Here is a 19,435-nt window from a genome sequence, read left to right on the forward strand (position 1 = left end):
TTATGGACAATTATATTAAATGTGAATGTATGACGAAAAGATTAAAGGGAAATATTGTGTTAGATAATATTAGTTTGTCAGTAAAAAAAGGAGAGTTTTTAGTTTTGAAGGGGCATAATGGTTCTGGTAAAACGATGATTTTACGCGCTATCTCAGGGTTAATGCGTTTGAATTCTGGAGTTGTTTATATAGATAATGAAATAATTGGAAAACAAAAGCAATTTCCTGATTCTATGGGAATATTGATTGAATATCCAAGTTTTATTCCAGGGTATACTGGTTTTCAGAACTTGAAATTTTTATCATCGATTAACAATAAAATCTCCGATGAGGAGATTTATAATATTATTCAAAGGGTTGGACTTGATAAAACAGATAAGAGAAAGTATAAAAGATACTCTTTAGGTATGAAACAACGTTTAGGGATAGCGCAAGCTTTAATGGAACAACCAAAATTACTGTTATTAGACGAGCCAACGAATGCTTTAGATAGTGATGGGATAAAAGATGTTTTGGATATTTTGAAAGTAGAAAAGTCTAAAGGAACGACTATTGTTGTAGCCAGTCATGATGTGCATGTTCTAGATAATGAAATAGTAGATCGTATTGTACATGTTAATAATGGAAAGTTGGTAGATTAAGAGTGGCAAGAAAATATGTCTTAATAAGCGTTGGATTGTGTCTGTTGCTATGTACATTTGCTAGTTTCTTTAGATTTAAAACATTAAATCAAAATAATGAATCTTATAAAGTCATAAAAGGTGAGCTTTTATCTAATAGAACTTTTGAAGATGGTCAAGGGGTTACATTTCATGCACTTAATCCTCTTGATCCTACAAAAGTGTATGATCCCTATGAAGACCGTGAAGTAGTGACGTATGTTTTACCTTTAGATATTACAAATACAACAAATCGAGATATTAACTTGCTTAGTAATAAGTCTATTTCCGATACAATGTTTTATTCTAAAATAGGTGAGTTTTATAATGTAATCCCTTATTCAATGGAATTACCTAAAAAATATCAGTTTGATCCTGTAATACCTGCTGGTAAAACAGTACGAGGGTATATAGGGACAAATTATTTTATAGGAGATGACCCTTATAAAAATTATAAAAACTTTTCAAATGAATCAACTAAAGTGAAATTCATTTCGTGTATAAAGGATAAGGAAGGGAAATATCATGAATTAGAAATACCGATAAATTAATAAAATTTATGATTGATACAGCTATATTTTAATGTTGTTTGTAGATCTTGCAACATAACAATATTTTTTAAAGTCGGAGTTTTTTTGCAGGTGTAAGTACCCATGGATGCTACACCTGCGAAGTTTCCGGCTTTTTGTAATTGTCGATTTAGATTTTATTAAGGAATTTCTGGTAGTCATGTTCTTTAAAAGGAAACTTGAAAGAATAGGACTTAGATTTAATACGAAATTTGTAACGTGAAATTGAAATAGCGAGACAGAGAAAAGGAACGTAACAAATAAAATAAAAACTTTTTTTGAATATAAGGCCCGACATTTTGCCGATTGTTGTCATAGTTATAAGACAAGTGTTACAATTATCATTAGGTATATACATTTTAGTTTTTTTAATTAGGAGAAAAATTGGCATAACATACATTTGATTTTTATAACGACTGATTGTAATAGAGAAAAAGAAAAAACAATCGGAAGTTTTATTTTAATAAAAAGAGGAGCGTATTTCCTATGATCGGTATTTTAAAAAAGGTGTTTGATGTAAATCAACGCCAAATTAAACGTATGCAGAAAACAGTTGAGCAAATTGATGCATTAGAGTCATCTATTAAGCCATTAACTGATGAACAATTAAAAGGGAAGACGCTTGAATTTAAAGAACGTCTAACAAAAGGTGAAACAGTAGATGATCTACTACCTGAAGCTTTTGCGGTTGTTCGTGAAGCTGCGACTCGTGTTCTTGGAATGCGTCCGTATGGTGTACAGTTAATGGGTGGTATTGCCTTACATGAAGGGAATATTTCTGAGATGAAAACGGGTGAAGGTAAAACGTTAACATCTACATTACCTGTATATTTAAATGCTTTAACAGGAAAAGGTGTTCACGTTGTTACAGTCAATGAATACTTAGCACAACGTGATGCGAGCGAAATGGGACAACTTCATGAGTTCCTAGGATTAACAGTAGGAATTAATTTAAACAGTATGTCACGCGAAGAGAAACAAGAGGCTTATGCTGCTGATATTACGTATAGCACAAATAATGAGCTTGGATTCGATTACTTACGTGACAACATGGTTTTATATAAAGAGCAGTGCGTTCAACGCCCACTGCACTTTGCTATTATCGATGAAGTCGATTCTATCTTAGTCGATGAAGCGCGTACGCCACTTATTATTTCTGGACAAGCTCAAAAATCAACAGAGCTGTACATGTTTGCAAATGCATTCGTTCGTACGTTAGAAAATGAAAAAGATTATTCATTTGATGTGAAGACGAAAAATGTAATGTTAACAGAAGATGGTATTACGAAAGCGGAGAAAGCTTTCCATATTGAAAACTTATTTGATTTAAAACATGTAGCGCTTCTTCACCATATTAATCAGGCACTTCGTGCGCACGTTGTTATGCATCGTGATACAGATTATGTTGTACAAGAAGGCGAAATCGTAATTGTAGACCAATTTACTGGTCGTCTTATGAAAGGTCGTCGTTATAGCGAAGGGTTACACCAAGCTATCGAGGCAAAAGAAGGCGTAGAAATTCAAAATGAAAGTATGACGCTTGCGACAATTACATTCCAGAACTACTTCCGTATGTACGAAAAGTTATCTGGTATGACTGGTACAGCGAAAACAGAGGAAGAGGAATTCCGTAACATTTACAATATGAACGTTATCGTAATTCCAACGAACAAACCGATTATTCGTGATGACCGTGCAGATTTAATCTTTAAATCAATGGAAGGTAAATTTAATGCTGTTGTTGAGGATATTGTAAATCGTCATAAACAAGGGCAACCAGTTCTTGTCGGTACAGTTGCAATCGAAACGTCAGAACTTATTTCAAAAATGTTAACGCGTAAAGGTGTACGTCATAACATCTTAAATGCGAAAAACCATGCGCGTGAAGCGGATATCATTGCAGAAGCAGGTATAAAAGGCGCTGTAACGATTGCGACGAACATGGCAGGTCGTGGTACAGATATTAAGCTTGGAGACGATGTGAAAAACGTTGGTTTAGCCGTTATCGGTACAGAGCGTCACGAAAGTCGTCGTATTGATAACCAGTTACGTGGTCGTGCTGGTCGTCAAGGGGACCCAGGTGTTACGCAGTTCTACTTATCAATGGAAGATGAACTAATGCGTCGCTTCGGTTCTGATAATATGAAAGCGATGATGGATCGCCTTGGTATGGATGATTCTCAGCCAATCGAAAGTAAAATGGTTTCTCGTGCAGTAGAATCTGCGCAAAAACGTGTAGAAGGAAATAACTATGATGCACGTAAGCAGTTACTACAATATGATGATGTACTTCGTCAGCAACGTGAAGTTATTTACAAACAGCGTCAAGAGGTAATGGAGTCTGAGAACTTACGCGGTATTATTGAAGGTATGATGAAATCTACAGTAGAGCGTGCGGTTGCACTTCATACACAAGAGGAAATTGAAGAAGATTGGAACATTAAAGGTCTTGTTGACTACTTAAATACAAACCTTCTGCAAGAAGGAGATGTGAAAGAAGAAGAATTACGTCGCCTTGCTCCGGAGGAAATGAGCGAGCCAATTATCGCGAAATTAATAGAGCGTTACAATGACAAGGAAAAGCTTATGCCAGAAGAGCAAATGCGTGAGTTCGAAAAAGTTGTTGTATTCCGTGTTGTAGATACGAAATGGACAGAGCATATCGATGCGATGGATCACCTTCGTGAAGGTATTCATTTACGTGCTTACGGTCAAATTGATCCACTTCGTGAGTATCAAATGGAAGGGTTCGCAATGTTCGAATCAATGATTGCTTCTATTGAAGAGGAAATTTCTCGTTACATTATGAAAGCTGAAATTGAACAAAACTTAGAGCGTCAAGAAGTTGTTCAAGGTGAAGCTGTTCACCCATCTAGCGATGGCGAAGAAGCGAAGAAAAAACCAGTTGTAAAAGGTGACCAAGTGGGCCGCAACGATTTATGTAAATGTGGTAGCGGTAAAAAATATAAAAACTGCTGTGGTATCGGGAAGTAATATAGGGCGGTAGCCCAGGCTGCTTTGCAAACTTTTACATCAAAAATGTATAATTAAGAAGGATTAAACTCTCTCCGTCATAAGTGGAGAGAGTTTCCCTTGTTTTCATACGAAAGTAACAGCAATTACATAGAGGTGAAGGAAATGGAATTAGTAGAAATTAGACAGGAATTAGAGAAAATGGCTAAGAGATTAGCGGCTTTTAGGGGGTCTCTTTGACATCCCTACTAAGGAGAAACAAATTTCAGAATTAGAAGAGAAAATGATGGGCGCAGGATTTTGGGATGATCAACAAGGCGCACAAGCTGTCATTAACGAAGCAAATGCGTTAAAAGATATGGTTGGGAGTTTCCGTCAGTTAGATGAGACATTCGAAAATTTAGAAATAACGCATGAACTTTTAAAAGAAGAGTATGATGAAGATTTACATGAGGAGCTTGAATCAGAAGTAAAAGGCTTAATTCAAGAAATGAATGAGTATGAGCTGCAGTTACTACTTAGCGATCCTTATGATAAAAATAACGCCATTTTAGAATTACACCCAGGTGCTGGTGGAACAGAGTCACAAGACTGGGGTTCTATGTTATTACGTATGTACACACGTTGGGCTGAAAAACGTGGGTTTAAAGTAGAAACTGTTGACTACTTACCAGGTGATGAAGCTGGTATTAAGAGCGTTACTTTATTAATTAAGGGTCATAACGCTTACGGTTACTTAAAAGCTGAGAAAGGTGTACATCGTCTTGTACGTATTTCACCATTCGATTCTTCAGGCCGTCGTCATACATCGTTCGTATCTTGTGAAGTTGTACCTGAATTCAATGATGAAGTTGAAATTGAAATACGTACAGAAGACTTGAAAATTGATACGTATCGTGCAAGTGGAGCGGGTGGACAGCACGTCAATACGACAGATTCAGCAGTTCGTATTACGCATACACCGACAAATACGGTTGTAACGTGTCAGTCAGAGCGTTCTCAAATTAAAAACCGTGAGCACGCGATGAAGATGTTAAAAGCGAAATTATATCAAAAGAAATTAGAAGAGCAACAAGCGGAGTTAGATGAAATTCGCGGAGAACAAAAAGAAATCGGATGGGGTAGCCAAATCCGTTCTTACGTATTCCACCCATATTCTCTTGTGAAAGACCACCGTACAAATACTGAGGTCGGTAATGTGCAAGCAGTTATGGATGGAGAAATTGATCCGTTTATTGATGCTTACTTACGTTCTCGCATCTAATAAGCTAAGTGAAAAAAAGCCAACAAAATTGTTGGCGCACGTTGAGGATATAGAGGACATAAAGAGTGCTATTTTATTTATATGGATGAAGTACAGAGGAAGAGAAGTTGGAAACGACAACTTCTCTTTTTGATGGGATTATATGTAGCATACAATGTTGTATATTGTTTTGTAAAAAGTAGAAAATAGTAAAACAGATTGGCAATAGAGTAAGGTTTTCTACAGAATTTTTCTAAATTCCCGTTCAAAAAGAATCCTTTATAAAAGCTTTATATCATTAGGGTTCTCACTTTATTTTTGAAGAATATGAAATACACCTTAGTTTTTCTATATAAAGATAATGCTTATAATGAAAATGAGTGTGTTAGGAATGAAAAGAATATCAACAATGGGGAGCGATAGAAGTGAAAAAGAAATTATTGGCTATTGCGCTAGGAACATCAGTCGTTTTTGCTTTAGGAGCGTGTGGAAATAAAGAAGAGAGTAAGTCTTCGAACCAGTCTGCAAGTACAGACAGTGCAGAACAAATTTTCCAAAGAAGTTGTGCTGGGTGTCACGCAACAGATTTATCAGGAGCAACTGGACCTGATTTAAGAAAAGTAGGCGGGAAGTACGACGCTGCAGATATCGAAGAAATTATTAAAAAAGGTCGCGGTTCAATGTCGCCAGGACTTATTCAAGGTGAAGATGCGAAAAAAGTAGCTGAGTGGTTAGCTGAACATAAATAAAAAGGGGTAAAATGGACGAGTTGATTCATATAATCAACTCGTTTCCCTTTTTTTGGAATGTAACATAACTGTAACAAAAATGTATCCAAACTGGAAACCGTTTGATGTTACAATGAGGTTTGTAGAATTTTGCTGAAATATATTACATAGAGTAGTATTGCTTAGAAAAAGAGTATAAGTAGACTACCTTCAACAAGAGTGGTTTAAAAGAGAATAAAGGTTTAGCTTTTATTTTCAAATGTACAGAAAAGTATTTCGAAAAAAATCATTAAGTATTGGGTGATAAATAATGATAAAAATGACGAATGTTTATAAGGAGTACCCGAATGGTATGAAAGCCATTGCTGGTCTCACAGTTAACATTAAACAAGGCGAGTTTGTATACGTAGTTGGACCGAGTGGAGCCGGAAAATCTACATTTATTAAAATGATGTATCGTGAAGAGAAGCCATCTACAGGATCAATTAATGTAAATGGTCTTACTATCGAGTCATTAGCAGAAAGAGACGTTCCATATTTCCGTCGTCAATTAGGCGTGATTTTCCAAGACTTTAAATTACTACCTAAATTAACGGTATATGAGAATGTTGCGTTTGCCTTAGAAGTAATTGAAGAAGAGCCAGATGCAATTCGTGAGCGTGTAACAGAAGTGTTAGGTCTTGTAGGTCTTGAAGATCGTGCAGACGCACTTCCAAGCGAACTTTCAGGCGGGGAGCAGCAACGTGTTGCGATTGCGAGAGCAATTGTTAATAGACCAAAGGTTGTAATTGCCGATGAGCCAACAGGTAACTTAGATATTGAAACAGCTCTTGATATTATGAAGATTTTCACGCGCATTAATGAGCGTGGTACAACGATCGTTATGGCGACACATAACGCAGATATCGTAAATACAATCCGTCATCGTGTAATCGCGATTGAAGGCGGAAAAATTGTTCGAGATGAGATGGAGGGAGGATACGGATATGAAGGCTAAGACCCTTAGTCGACATTTGCGAGAAGGTGTAAAGAATCTATCACGTAACGGATGGATGACGTTTGCTTCTGTTAGTGCGGTAACAGTTACATTATTACTTGTAGGTGTCTTTTTAACAGCGATTATGAATATGAACCATTTTGCGACGAAAGTAGAGCAAGATGTAGAAATTCGTGTACACATTGATCCAGCAGCAAAAGAAGCTGACCAAAAGAAATTAGAAGATGATATGAGTAAGATTGCAAAAGTAGACTCTATTAAATATTCTTCTAAAGAAGAAGAGTTAAAACGTTTAATTAAAAGTTTAGGCGATAGCGGAAAGACATTTGAGTTATTTGAACAAGATAACCCACTTAAAAACGTATTCGTTGTAAAAGCAAAAGAACCAACAGATACAGCAACAATTGCGAAAAAGATTGAAAAAATGCAGTTTGTAAGTAATGTTCAGTACGGAAAAGGGCAAGTTGAACGATTATTTGATACTGTAAAAACTGGTCGTAACATCGGGATTGTGTTAATTGCTGGTCTTTTATTCACAGCGATGTTCTTAATCTCTAATACAATTAAAATTACAATTTATGCTCGTAGTACAGAAATCGAAATTATGAAACTTGTAGGTGCAACAAACTGGTTTATTCGTTGGCCGTTCTTATTAGAGGGATTATTCCTAGGAGTATTAGGATCAATTATTCCAATTGGCTTAATTCTAGTTACGTATAATTCGTTGCAAGGTGTGTTTAACGAAAAACTTGGCGGAACAATTTTCGAACTTCTACCATACAGTCCATTCGTATTCCAATTAGCTGGTTTACTAGTGTTAATCGGGGCTTTAATCGGTATGTGGGGAAGTGTAATGTCAATTCGTCGCTTCTTAAAAGTATAAAAAGTTGCAAACATAATTCGTACAAGCTTATCATATAGTAGAAATAGGTAAAGGCATCACACACTGTGTGATGCCTTTTGCTACACCACCTGTGTGTTTTGGAAAGGGGAATTCCGCATTGAAACGTAGAGTTGCAATTATTGGAATGGTTGTTGCATTTTTAATTGGTGCTGGCGGAATGTTTGCGGGTATGTCTTTATTTGGGGTTAACCCAGCAGAAGTAACGCAAACAATTTCGAATGGAAACGCTAGCACTGCGCAAGGGAATTTGGCAAAAATTAATGAGGCGTATGCACTAATTGATTCACGTTATGTGGAAGACGTGAAAGATGAAAAATTAGTCGAAGGTGCAATACAAGGCATGTTGTCTACGCTGAAGGACCCTTATTCCACGTATATGGATAAAGAAACGGCTAAACAGTTTAGTGAATCACTTGATCCCGAGTTAGAAGGGATTGGGGCTGAGGTGAACAAAACGGACGGTAAGCTTATTATCGTATCTCCAATTAAAGGCTCACCAGCAGAAAAGATTGGAATTAAACCGAATGACCAAATTTTATCTGTAGATGGAAATAGTGTGAAAGATTTATCACGTGAAGAAGCAGTATTAAAGATTCGTGGTAAAAAAGGAACGACTGTTGCGATTGAAATTAAGCGTGCAGGAGTAGCTGATCCGATTGTATTTAAAATTAAGCGTGAAAAAATTCCAATCTTCACAGTGTTTAGCTCTGTGAAACAAGAGAGTGGAAAAGATATCGGTTATATGCAAATCACTTCTTTTGCTGAAAATACAGCGAAAGAATTTAAGGATCAGTTAAAAGAGTTAGAGAAGAAAAACATAAAAGGCTTAGTTATTGACGTACGTGGTAATCCAGGTGGCTACTTAAATAGTGTAGAAGAGATACTAGGAGAAATTATGACGGATAAAAAGCCGATGCTACAAGTAGAGCAAAGAAATGGTGAGAAGAAGAAATTCTCTACGGAACTAAAAGAGAGAAAGCCATATCCGATTTCAGTATTAATTGATAATGGAAGTGCTTCTGCTTCAGAGATTTTAGCGGGTGCGCTAAAAGAGGGAGAAGGATACGATTTAATTGGTGAAAAAACGTTTGGCAAAGGTACTGTTCAGCAAGCTGTTCCATTTAAAGATGGCAGCAACATCAAATTAACGATGTTCAAATGGTTAACACCGGATGGAAACTGGATTCATAAAAAAGGAATCAAGCCAACTGTAGAAGTGAAACAACCAGATTATTATCATGCGACACCAATTCAAATTGAAAAGACACTTTCATACAATGCAAATGATGTACAAGTAAAACATGCCCAAGAAATGCTTAAGAGTTTAGGGTATGTACCAGGACGTGAAGATGGCTACTTTAGTAAAGAGACAGAATCAGCACTGAAAGCATTCCAAAATGCGAATAAGATGGAAGCGACAGGACAGCTCGATAAAAAGACAGCTGAGGCGATTCAAACGAAAATTATTGAAAAAATCCGTTCTGGAGAAAATGATCTACAATTACAGTCAGCATTAAAATTAATGGCGAAGTAAAGTGAAACTTTAATCAGTGGGGGGCTTCATCCCCCGCTGATTATTAGTTGAACCAATCGGACTTTTATGGACAGTTGACTCCCCACCTAAATTCTTTGTTTTCGCTGAATTTTGAGGTGGGAGGCTTACTGCCCATTAAAGTGGGATAAAAAGAAATACAGGCGGTTTGCTGCCTGTATTTTTTTGTGTTAAACAAACGTTTGTCCAGTTATGATAATATAAAAAGAAAGAATGATATAAATGGTGGTGAATGGGTTCGTGGAGGCGTGGATTTTTGAAATAATGCGGGCAGTTGGACGTTTTTTCTTACACCCTGCTGTCTATGTATTTCTAATAAGTAGTATCTTCGTTGGATACTTACGTATGTTACGAGAACGAAAAGATTTTTCTTTTAAAGTTTATGATATTTGGTTTGAACTGCGAACATCTTTATTGGCGGGAGTTAAATACGGATTAATCGTATCTATCATTACGATTGGGCTCGGACTTGTTGTTTCTAAGGCGAGCTTATGGGCCATTTTACTTTGGACGTTACTATTTGGATTAACTGCTATGTATCGATATTTATCAGCGGCTTATACGTTTAGTATCGCGATTGTATGTGTTCTATTATCTTCTAAGCTACCAGTTTCTTTCTTACAGCTTGGAGAAGGTGAAGAGAATACAATCGTATCCCTTGCTATTTTGCTAGGCATCATGCTCGTTGTAGAGGGCTTGTTGATTTCTAAAAATGCAGTAGGATATTCGACGCCAAAGATTAGGAAGGGTAAGCGCGGATTAAAGATTGGTTTACACGAATCAAAGCGTTTATGGATCGTTCCTATTTTTATTCTTGTACCAGGTGACGCAGTAACGCAGTTTATTTCATGGTGGCCTGTCGTTTCAATCGGTTCACATACATATTCTCTATTCCTCGTTCCATTTTTAATTGGATTTATGAGAAGGATTAGAAGTTATGAGCCGACGGAAGCTTTATTATTTACAGGAAGACGTGTGTACGGATTAGCAGGACTTGTGCTTGTTTTAGGAATCGCAAGTTATTGGTGGCACGTACTTGCCATTATTGCAATGGGCGTTGCAATGCTTGGACGTTTTACAATTTCCATGCAAGAGAAAATTGCGGATGAAACAAGACCAGCGTACTTCGCTGCACGTAATGATGGACTCGTTGTACTAGATACAATTCCAAATACAATTGGAGCAGAGCTGAATTTACTGCCTGGAGAAATGATTACGAAAGTAAATGGAGTCATTCCAAGAAGTGCTGAGGAATTTTATGATGCGCTTCAAACGAAGACGACAGGAGCATTTTGTAAGTTAGAAGTTTTAGATACAAATGGAGAACTTCGCCTTGCTCAAACGGCATTATACGCTGGTGGACATCACGAATTAGGTATTGTGTTTGTTCAGCAGGAGCATGAGTGGGATTCGGAAGCGATGTAATAGAAGAAAAGGTATCATCTTGTGGTGATGCCTTTTTTGTGTAAGCAGGGCGGTAGTTATAGTACATGAAATTTATATCGGCGATTTTGCAAATATATCAGCGCAACTTGAAATATATCGGCGATTTTGCAAGTATATCAGCGCAACTCGAAATATATCGGCGATTATTCGAATATATCGACTTTCCGGCCAAAAACGACAACTATCGCAAAGCTTATTTTCAGTTTCATAGACGGATAACTTGAATAATTATTTGATAATGGTTATCATTTAGGGAGTCTTTTTAATTTTGGAAAATGGAGGTAAGATATGCTGCGTAAATTTTTTTCTTACTATAAACCGTATAAAGGTTTATTTATACTCGACTTTTCTTGTGCGGTTGTCGCAGGATTATTAGAACTCGGCTTCCCGCTTATCGTAAATCAATTTATTGATAAGTTATTGCCAGGGCAAAACTGGACGCTTATTTTATGGGCTTGTTTCGGTTTACTCGCAGTTTATATGTTAAATGCAGGCTTACAATATGTCGTTACATATTGGGGACATATGCTTGGTGTTAACATTGAAACAGATATGAGGCAGAAATTATTTGATCATATTCAAAAGCTATCATTCAGATTTTTTGATAATAATAAAACAGGTCATTTAATTTCACGCCTTACAAACGATTTAATGGAGATTGGGGAAATTGCTCACCACGGGGCAGAAGATTTATTTATTGCCGTTATGACTTTAGTTGGGGCATTTTCATTTATGATGATGATCAACTGGAAGTTAGCGCTATTAACGTTCTTCGTCATTCCATTCTTATTATGGTTAGCACTTTACTTCAATAAAAAAATGACAGGTACATTTAGACGTTTATTCTCAGATGTTGCTGATTTCAATGCATGTATTGAGAACAACGTTGGTGGTATTCGCGTTGTACAAGCATTCGGAAATGAAAAGTTTGAGAAAGAGCAATTTGCTGTTAATAATGCTCGTTTCCGTACAACGAAATTAATGGCGTATAAAATTATGGCGCTAAATTCGTCAATTAGTTATATGCTTATGCGTCTCGTAACGCTCTTCGTCTTAATATGCGGTACGTGGTTTGTTCTGCAAGGAGAATTAACGTACGGTGGATTTATCGGATTCGTTCTATTAACGAATATTTTCTTCCGTCCAATTGAAAAAATTAATGCGGTAATCGAAAGCTATCCGAAAGGGATCGCCGGTTTTAAAAGGTATGTAGAGCTTCTTGAAACAGAGCCAGATATTGTGGACTCTAAAGATGCAATGGAAGTAAAACATGTACATGGTGATATTCAATATAACAACATTACATTTGGATATGAAAACAAAGAACCGATTTTAAATGATATTAGTTTGAAAATACATGCAGGTGAAACAGTTGCGTTCGTTGGGCCATCTGGAGCTGGAAAAACGACGTTATGTAGTTTATTACCACGCTTTTATGAGCAATCATCTGGATCGATTCAAATTGATGGTATTGATACGAAAGACATGACGTTATCTTCACTCCGTAAGCAAATTGGAATCGTGCAGCAAGATGTGTTCTTATTCTCAGGAACAATTCGTGAAAACATTGCTTACGGAAATTTAAAAGCATCAGAGGCTGAAATTTGGCAGGCGGTAAAGAGAGCTCAATTAGAAGATTTAATTTACTCACAACCAGACGGTTTAGATACTGTTATCGGTGAGCGCGGCGTGAAACTTTCAGGCGGACAGAAGCAGCGTTTAGCGATTGCTCGTATGTTCTTGAAAAATCCGCCAATTTTAATACTAGATGAAGCGACTTCTGCGCTAGATACAGAGACGGAACTTGCAATTCAAAAATCACTTGCTGAACTATCTGTCGGCCGTACAACGTTAGTTATCGCTCACAGACTTGCAACGATTAAAAATGCAGATCGCATCGTCGTTGTAAATAAAGATGGGATTGCAGAACAAGGTTCACATGATGAATTAATTGAACAAGGCGGAGGATACAGTAGGTTATACGAAGCTCAGTTTAGTTCGTAAATATAATTTTTGCCGAATTAGCGCACCATAAGTAAGTGAAAATCTTATATGGGAGGCTATACGGTATGATTGTAACAACAACTTCTACAATTCAAGGGAAAGAAATTATTGATTATGTCGATATCGTCAATGGAGAAGCGATTATGGGCGCGAATATTGTTCGTGACCTTTTTGCCTCTGTTCGTGACGTTGTCGGCGGTCGCTCAGGCGCTTACGAAAGCAAATTGAAAGAAGCACGTGACATTGCAATGGAAGAGATGAAAACTCTCGCAAGGCAAAAAAATGCGAATGCCATCGTTGGTATCGATGTGGATTATGAAGTCGTTCGCGAAGGAATGCTAATGGTTGCTGTGAGCGGGACTGCTGTTCGTATCTGAAGTAAAAAGCCGTGCTGATGCACGGCTTTTTATATGCTATGTCGAAGATTCAATATTTCTTGGGAAATGCGGCAGGTTCCGTCGATATATAGGGAAGACATTAGAGCGCTTCTTTACATTTCCGGATTTGAACTAATAATGTTTCGTATTCTTGTTCGAGAGATGTGATGTCATCGTGATGATTTTGTATGGAAATTCGGCCGATGATTTCTGTTAATTTTGTTTGTAATCGTAACAATTCTTGTTCAGTAACATTTACAGAATCCTCGGTTGTTCTCTTGGTGTATTGCTCGTAATTGCCGTGGAATACTCTAGGTTCACTCTCGTCTACTTGTAGAATATGGTCTGCCACAGAGCGAATAAAGGCACGGTCATGGCTAATGAAAAGTATAGTGCCAGGATATTCTTGTAACATGCTTTCTAATTCTTCTTGCGTTGCTAAGTCTAAATAGTTTGTCGGTTCATCGAGCAGAAGCATATTATAGTTTCCTAAAAATACTTTTGCGAGTGCAACCTTCATTCGCTCACCCCCGCTTAGAACGTGCACAGGCTTATGAACATCTTCACGGCGGAATAGAAGCCTTGCAAGTATTGTGCGAACGAACGATTCTGTATAATTTGTTTCTTCTAGAACATTTTCTAAAATGGTTTTATCTGTTTTTAAAATAGATAGTGTTTGTTCGAAGTATCCAATTTTACAACTCTTTGAGAGCTGAATGCCACGCTCGTTTGCGAGAAGCATGTTGAACAAAGTCGTTTTTCCACTTCCGTTTGCGCCTAAAATAGCAAGCTTTGCACCTGGAGCAATAGTTCCATTCAGATTTTTAAATAGTGTACGATTACCTATTTTCTTTGTCGCTTTATTGAACTGTACTGCCACTTTACTATGAATAGGTGTATGGTATTGCACGTCAAACTGAGCTTGAGAAAGATCCTTTGGCTTTTCCTTCTTTTCTAGTTTTTCGAGACGTGTTTCTAATGCTTTCGCTGCTTTACTAACCTGTTCTTGGCCATGAGCCCCACTTAATTTATAAAGTTTAGATTCAGATGAACTGAACCGTGTTGGGATTTTTGTCATGCTAGAAGCACGTTGCTTTTTTTGTAAAATGGACTGCTCTAAACGATTTTTTTCTTGTACATATTGCTCATATTCTGCTTGTTTTTGTATTCGTTCACGTTCTTTTTGCTTGCGATAGTTTGAATAATTACCTTTATACTCTTGAATCGTACCATCTTCGATTTCGATGATTTTTGTACATATCGCATCTAAAAAGTCACGATCATGTGATATTAAAACAAGTGCCCCTTTATAAGATAAAAGTGCCTTTTCTAATTGTTCTGTACCGGCCATATCTAAGTGGCTTGTTGGTTCATCAGCGAATAAAATGCCTGCATTCTGTTCAAGAGTATGGGCAATCTTTAGACGCATTCGTTCACCGCCGCTCATTGAATTTGAAACGTTTGAAATGCTCCATTTTCCTTTTGCGAGAGAAGAAGTGGTTTCCGGTACTTCCTCGCTAAGCTGAGGAATGATGCTGATAGAACTATGATGAGTTACTATGCCAGTGTCAGCTTCTATTTCTTTACTTAATATTTGTAATAACGTAGATTTACCAGCACCGTTGATTCCAACAATTCCTATGCGATCCTGCGCTTGAATTTCCAGTGATGGTAACGTAAATAGTGTACGATCACCAAAGCTCTTTTCAATATTACGTGCGAATAAAATAGTCATAAAAAAACCTCCCTAGTTTCACTAGAGAGGATAAACGTCGCCCTTGCATGTAAAAATCGTACATAAATAAACGATTTTTCACATGATCGTTTCGAAAGAAAGTATCGACAAATGGACAGACTAATCCTCTGCTAGTTTTCATCATTTTTGTTCACTATTTGTGATGGATGAAATAAATAAGAGAATTAGAACTTCATTGGTCAAAGTACCTTCCTTTCATAATATTACTTTTATTGTATGCGCATACAAATAAGTTTGTCAAACTTATTTCAGCTTGTGATTTTTGAATTCGTTATTATAAATTTGTGCCTTCGCTAGCGCCTCAGCATCATTTTGGATTTCATCTAATCCATTCGCATCCCCAATAATATAACCTTCAAATGATGAACCAACAAAATCAAAGATGTATTGGAACTGGGAGATAAGCGGTAATGCTTTTAGTTTTGGATTATCGCCGCCAACGATAACAACGTACATTTTTTTGCCTTTCATTTTTTCTTTGAAATGAAGGGATGTATTACGCAAGCTTTGTGACCAGCGATCGACGAAGTTTTTCATATGACCGCTCATCCCGTACCAATATAATGGTGTAGCAAAGATAATTGTGTCGTGCTCTAACATGCGTTTCGTTAACTGCTCGTAGTCATCATCTACAGGTTGGAATCCTTCTGCATCATGACGCTGGTCTGTAATAGGGTAGACTGTGTGATCACGTAAATAAATTTGTTCTGTTTCAATTCCATCAACCATCATATGTGTTAAAGCTTCCGTATTTCCATTTTGTCTTGAACTGCCGTGTATAACAAACATGTAATCATTCCTTTTCTTTTGCTTGTTCTAGGAGTGAAACGTGTTTTTGCAAATTCGTTTGAATGTTGGAAAGCAATGAAATTTGCTTTGTTACTTCATTAAGTTTATCTTCATAAAGCGTAAGGATGCTGCTGCACGGATTGTCGTATAAGTGCGGTTCAATTTCAAGGCAGCGCAGCATCCTTGCCGTCTCTTCTAAATTTAAGCCAATTTGTAAGTACATTTGAATAAGCTCCACTTTTTCGATAGCACTTTCGTCAAAATCACGATAGCCATTTGTGAGGCGCTTCGAAGGGAGCAATCCCTTTTCTTCGTAATGTCTTAGTGACCTTTCGCTAACGCCAGTTTCTTTTGATAACTCCCCAATTCGCAATGCGTTTCACTCCTTTTACATGTATTGTAAACCTTCACACTAATGTGAAGGTCAATGCTGTTTTTTCGCAAAAGAATTTACATGATTTAGAAACACTTGAATAGCTTTAGACGGAATAAAATATTTGCCGCGCACGATGGAGAATGGACGGATGAGTTGTTCATCTGGAACTTCGACGTGGAATAGTTCTTTTGCCAGTAGCTCTTTCCGTACAGTCCAATCGGAAAGGATAGCGATGCCAAGCCCGGCAGCAACAGCTTCCTTTACGCTTTGGATACTACTAAAGGTAAAGAATCGTTTCATTTTTAAATGGTGTTGATGAATAAAGCGATCGCTATAAGCACGTGTTCCAGAACCGCTTTCTCTTAATACCCACACTTGATCTTGGAGTGTCCCTTCATTTATTTCATTTGTGCGGAGTAGTGGATGGTTTGGCGGGACGACGAGTTTCATTTCATCTTGCATAAACGTTTCAACGTCAACGTCGGCGTATACAACTTGACCTTCTACTAAGCCGATATCAATTTGATTAGAGCGAAGGCTTTGCAAAACGTCTTCTGTATTTGAAATAAAGGTATGAACTTCGACGCGTGGATTTTCATTGGCATAATTAGCGAGTATTTTTGGAAGTAAGTATTCGCCAATTGTAAAACTAGCACCGATGCGAAGCGTTCCTGTTACAACGTTATGTAGTTCGTTAATTTCTTGTTTGGCATCTTCGTAAAGAGAGAGCATTTGCTTTGCGTGTATATATAATATGTTTCCGGCCTCGGTCACTTGAACGTGCTTCGGGGATCGCTGAATGAGTGTAGTTCCAAATTCGTTTTCTAAGTTGCGAATGTGCATACTTACGCCAGGCTGTGAAAGGTTTAATAATTCTGCTGCACGGGAGAAATGTTTCTGCTCAACGACAGTAACAAAAATTTTTAAAATGTCTACGTTCATATCATCTGCTCCTTTCTTTTTCTATCATCTTATCATAAGTATTTCTGATGATAGAGATTTGGTATTGGTATTAAACTTATTATAGAAACTCTCTTATAATGTAAGTAGAAAGAACATGCATGTTCCAATACGATTATTGGAGTGGTTCAAAGTGGAACAAACACTTGTTATACAAAAGAAGAAGCGTTTTGGATTTTCGCAAGGGATTGGGATTACACTATTAATCGCAATTGTGGCGAAATATTTAGCGGAGCTTCCATTTTTAAATATTATGGGACAATTAGTAATTGCTATTCTAATTGGGATGGTTTGGCGTGCGACAATTGGAGTCCCTCATGAAGCAATTGCGGGGACGAACTTTGCGAGTAAGAAGTTGCTGCGCTTTGGGATCATCTTACTTGGAATGCGATTAAATCTTGTTGATATTGCGAAGGCGGGACCGAAAGTATTGGTCATCGCAGCGGTTGTTATTACATTTACGATTTTCGTTGTATACGGACTAACGAAAGTATTTAAAGTAGAGAAGAAGCTTGGAATTTTAACAGCATGTGGAACAGCAATTTGCGGCGCGGCAGCGGTCGTGGCAATTGCGCCGCAAGTGAAAGCAGAAGATGATGAAACAGCAGTTGGGGCTGCAATCATTGCTATTTTAGGTACGATATTTACGCTTATTTATACGCTATTATATCCAGTGCTTGGCTTTTCTCCGTACGGCTACGGTGTATTCTCGGGTGCGACGCTGCACGAAATCGCTCATGTTATCGCAGCTGCGGCGCCAGGAGGAAGCACGGCTGTAGACATCGCAGTTATCGTGAAGTTAACGCGCGTTGCAATGCTTGTACCAGTAGCGATTTTGATTGGATTATGGTTTGGTAAGAGTGAGGGAAGCAAGGAAAAAAGATCATGGCGCGACCTTCCAATTCCGTGGTTCATTTTCGGATTTTTAGCGATGAGTGCGGTGCATTCTCTTGGCGTGATTCCAGAAGTTGTTGCGGGATATATTGTAGTCATCGCTTATATGCTTATCGCAATGGCGATGGCGGGGCTTGGCTTAAATGTAGAGTTTAAAACGTTCCGGAAGTTAGGAAGTAAAGCATTCGTGGCAGGGCTAATTGGCTCGGTTTGCTTATCGGTGCTTGGATATGTTCTTGTATATGCATTAGGATTTATGTAGTAGGAAGAAGAAGCTGTTCCAAAAGATATTTTGGGACAGCTTCTTTCTTATGTTTATAGTGCTACGGATGTCGGTATTTGTCGGTAAGTCGATATATTGAAAAAATCGCCGATATAAATGGAGTTGCGCTGATATATTTGGGGAATCGCCGATATAATTTCAGTTGCGCTGATATATTTAGGAAATCGCTGATATAAATTTAATTCCCTCTGTACTTTGTTAGAAAAGATGTTCAGTGAAATATTTTTCTAAAATTTGTAAAGATATCTTTACTTATAACTGGAAAATATTTATAATTTAAGTAAAGATATCTTTACTTTTGAAGGTGGAGCCTATGGGTGTGAAAAATAAAATTAAAGAATTAAGAAAGCAACATCATATAACGCAAGTTGAAATGGCAAAGGCGATGCAGGTGACGCGGCAGACAATCGTGGCGATTGAAAACCATCATTACAACCCGAGTCTAGAGTTATCCTTAAAAATTGCCAAATATTTTGGAGTGAAGGTGGAAGAAATATTTACGCTAGAGTAAGGGGAGGAAAAATGAACGATACGAAAAAGCTATTGATCGGTGCGACTTTTGGATTGTTTTTGGGAGACGTTATAGTTCATATTATGAATCCGGCTATACCAATTTTACCGCTCGTATGTAGTAATATTTTAGCGATTGTATTTCTAGTGTTGTATACAAATTACAAAAATCGTAAGTACAGAAAAGAAGAACTTCCCGATATAGATGAGCGAGTAAATGAAAATATAAAAAAATATGTAAATGTTTCATTTGTATTCGCATTTCTGTTGCTTATCGTTTATATTGTTGCGAGCAAGGTGATAGGCAGGACTGTTATACCTGTACAAGAGATATTTATAATATGTAGTTCCTTATTTGCAGGCAGTCTCATCATAGGAGTTATGGTAGGCAAACGAGCATAGTGATAGGAGGAAT

Annotated in this window: 18 protein-coding genes; 14 read left to right on the forward strand and 4 right to left on the reverse strand. The window is 37.4% G+C overall.

What is annotated here, in order from left to right:
* Positions 1–2 precede the first annotated feature (2 nt).
* The 11 genes from QCI47_RS01575 (at position 3) to QCI47_RS01625 (ending at position 13,452) form a co-directional block, all read left to right on the forward strand.
* Entirely contained in the window at positions 3–641 is a 639-nt protein-coding gene (locus QCI47_RS01575) for an ATP-binding cassette domain-containing protein (RefSeq protein ID WP_242302300.1), read from the forward strand.
* Positions 642–682: 41 nt separating this feature from the next.
* Positions 683–1,210 (forward strand): hypothetical protein, encoded by a 528-nt coding sequence (locus QCI47_RS01580; protein ID WP_061131955.1) that lies wholly within the window; start codon positions 683–685, stop codon positions 1,208–1,210.
* A 504-nt stretch (positions 1,211–1,714) separates the two neighbouring features.
* Entirely contained in the window at positions 1,715–4,222 is a 2,508-nt protein-coding gene (gene secA / locus QCI47_RS01585) for a preprotein translocase subunit SecA (protein WP_000579381.1), read from the forward strand.
* Positions 4,223–4,366: 144 nt separating this feature from the next.
* Positions 4,367–5,465 (forward strand): peptide chain release factor 2 gene (gene prfB / locus QCI47_RS01590; protein WP_353811677.1). Its coding sequence is split into 2 segments (ribosomal slippage): positions 4,367–4,438 and positions 4,440–5,465, totalling 1,098 coding nucleotides; the frame shifts between segments, so codons are not numbered across the junction.
* Positions 5,466–5,869: 404 nt separating this feature from the next.
* Positions 5,870–6,193 (forward strand): cytochrome c551, encoded by a 324-nt coding sequence (gene cccB, locus QCI47_RS01595; protein WP_000727972.1) that lies wholly within the window; start codon positions 5,870–5,872, stop codon positions 6,191–6,193.
* A 289-nt stretch (positions 6,194–6,482) separates the two neighbouring features.
* On the forward strand, positions 6,483–7,169 hold the full coding sequence (ftsE, locus tag QCI47_RS01600; RefSeq protein WP_000594318.1) for a cell division ATP-binding protein FtsE: 687 nt from the start codon (positions 6,483–6,485) through the stop codon (positions 7,167–7,169).
* Entirely contained in the window at positions 7,159–8,052 is an 894-nt protein-coding gene (ftsX, locus tag QCI47_RS01605; RefSeq protein WP_000645019.1) for a permease-like cell division protein FtsX, read from the forward strand. The genes ftsE and ftsX overlap by 11 nt, the downstream gene beginning before the upstream one ends.
* A 118-nt stretch (positions 8,053–8,170) precedes the next feature.
* The gene (locus QCI47_RS01610) at positions 8,171–9,607 is read left to right on the forward strand and encodes a S41 family peptidase (RefSeq protein ID WP_000830290.1); all 1,437 of its coding nucleotides are present in this window, start codon (positions 8,171–8,173) and stop codon (positions 9,605–9,607) included.
* Positions 9,608–9,847: 240 nt separating this feature from the next.
* Positions 9,848–11,050: a PDZ domain-containing protein gene (locus tag QCI47_RS01615; RefSeq protein ID WP_070807173.1), complete on the forward strand. Its 1,203-nt coding sequence runs from the start codon at positions 9,848–9,850 to the stop codon at positions 11,048–11,050.
* Between the two features lie 309 nt (positions 11,051–11,359).
* Positions 11,360–13,075, forward strand: coding sequence for an ABC transporter ATP-binding protein (locus QCI47_RS01620; protein WP_353811678.1), 1,716 nt, complete (start codon positions 11,360–11,362; stop codon positions 13,073–13,075).
* Between the two features lie 65 nt (positions 13,076–13,140).
* Complete coding sequence (locus tag QCI47_RS01625; RefSeq protein WP_000637521.1) at positions 13,141–13,452, forward strand: YbjQ family protein; 312 nt, start codon at positions 13,141–13,143, stop codon at positions 13,450–13,452.
* 100 nt (positions 13,453–13,552) lie between these two features.
* Here QCI47_RS01625 and abc-f read toward each other — a convergent pair whose 3' ends face one another.
* From abc-f to QCI47_RS01645, 4 genes are all read right to left on the reverse strand, one after another.
* Positions 13,553–15,187, reverse strand: coding sequence for a ribosomal protection-like ABC-F family protein (gene abc-f / locus QCI47_RS01630; RefSeq protein ID WP_309422831.1), 1,635 nt, complete (start codon positions 15,185–15,187; stop codon positions 13,553–13,555).
* Between the two features lie 264 nt (positions 15,188–15,451).
* Positions 15,452–15,997: a flavodoxin family protein gene (locus QCI47_RS01635; protein WP_073540497.1), complete on the reverse strand. Its 546-nt coding sequence runs from the start codon at positions 15,995–15,997 to the stop codon at positions 15,452–15,454.
* Positions 15,998–16,001: 4 nt separating this feature from the next.
* Positions 16,002–16,370, reverse strand: a complete 369-nt coding sequence (locus tag QCI47_RS01640; RefSeq protein ID WP_086707049.1) for a MerR family transcriptional regulator — start codon at positions 16,368–16,370, stop codon at positions 16,002–16,004.
* A 51-nt stretch (positions 16,371–16,421) separates the two neighbouring features.
* The gene (locus tag QCI47_RS01645; protein WP_076868051.1) at positions 16,422–17,315 is read right to left on the reverse strand and encodes a LysR family transcriptional regulator; all 894 of its coding nucleotides are present in this window, start codon (positions 17,313–17,315) and stop codon (positions 16,422–16,424) included.
* Positions 17,316–17,466: 151 nt separating this feature from the next.
* On the opposite strand from QCI47_RS01645, the gene QCI47_RS01650 reads away from it, so the two are divergent.
* From QCI47_RS01650 to QCI47_RS01660, 3 genes are all read left to right on the forward strand, one after another.
* Complete coding sequence (locus tag QCI47_RS01650) at positions 17,467–18,489, forward strand: YeiH family protein (RefSeq protein ID WP_140394816.1); 1,023 nt, start codon at positions 17,467–17,469, stop codon at positions 18,487–18,489.
* Positions 18,490–18,823: 334 nt separating this feature from the next.
* Complete coding sequence (locus tag QCI47_RS01655) at positions 18,824–19,021, forward strand: helix-turn-helix transcriptional regulator (protein ID WP_000538359.1); 198 nt, start codon at positions 18,824–18,826, stop codon at positions 19,019–19,021.
* Positions 19,022–19,032: 11 nt separating this feature from the next.
* The gene (locus QCI47_RS01660; RefSeq protein WP_353811679.1) at positions 19,033–19,422 is read left to right on the forward strand and encodes a hypothetical protein; all 390 of its coding nucleotides are present in this window, start codon (positions 19,033–19,035) and stop codon (positions 19,420–19,422) included.
* Positions 19,423–19,435: the final 13 nt, after the last annotated feature.

This window comes from Bacillus cereus group sp. RP29 (genome assembly GCF_040459765.1).
Taxonomy (GTDB): Bacteria; Bacillota; Bacilli; order Bacillales; family Bacillaceae_G; genus Bacillus_A; species Bacillus_A paranthracis.

What these genes read in the sequence shown, in the direction of transcription:
- QCI47_RS01620 (WP_353811678.1), top strand. Translation starts at nt 11,360, where the DNA reads ATGCTGCGTAAATTTTTTTCTTACTATAAACCGTATAAAGGTTTATTT.
- abc-f (WP_309422831.1), bottom strand. Translation starts at nt 15,187, where the DNA reads ATGACTATTTTATTCGCACGTAATATTGAAAAGAGCTTTGGTGATCGT.
- QCI47_RS01635 (WP_073540497.1), bottom strand. Translation starts at nt 15,997, where the DNA reads ATGTTTGTTATACACGGCAGTTCAAGACAAAATGGAAATACGGAAGCT.
- QCI47_RS01655 (WP_000538359.1), top strand. Translation starts at nt 18,824, where the DNA reads ATGGGTGTGAAAAATAAAATTAAAGAATTAAGAAAGCAACATCATATA.
- QCI47_RS01625 (WP_000637521.1), top strand. Translation starts at nt 13,141, where the DNA reads ATGATTGTAACAACAACTTCTACAATTCAAGGGAAAGAAATTATTGAT.
- ftsX (WP_000645019.1), top strand. Translation starts at nt 7,159, where the DNA reads ATGAAGGCTAAGACCCTTAGTCGACATTTGCGAGAAGGTGTAAAGAAT.
- QCI47_RS01615 (WP_070807173.1), top strand. Translation starts at nt 9,848, where the DNA reads ATGGTGGTGAATGGGTTCGTGGAGGCGTGGATTTTTGAAATAATGCGG.
- ftsE (WP_000594318.1), top strand. Translation starts at nt 6,483, where the DNA reads ATGATAAAAATGACGAATGTTTATAAGGAGTACCCGAATGGTATGAAA.
- QCI47_RS01645 (WP_076868051.1), bottom strand. Translation starts at nt 17,315, where the DNA reads ATGAACGTAGACATTTTAAAAATTTTTGTTACTGTCGTTGAGCAGAAA.
- QCI47_RS01575 (WP_242302300.1), top strand. Translation starts at nt 3, where the DNA reads ATGGACAATTATATTAAATGTGAATGTATGACGAAAAGATTAAAGGGA.
- QCI47_RS01660 (WP_353811679.1), top strand. Translation starts at nt 19,033, where the DNA reads ATGAACGATACGAAAAAGCTATTGATCGGTGCGACTTTTGGATTGTTT.
- secA (WP_000579381.1), top strand. Translation starts at nt 1,715, where the DNA reads ATGATCGGTATTTTAAAAAAGGTGTTTGATGTAAATCAACGCCAAATT.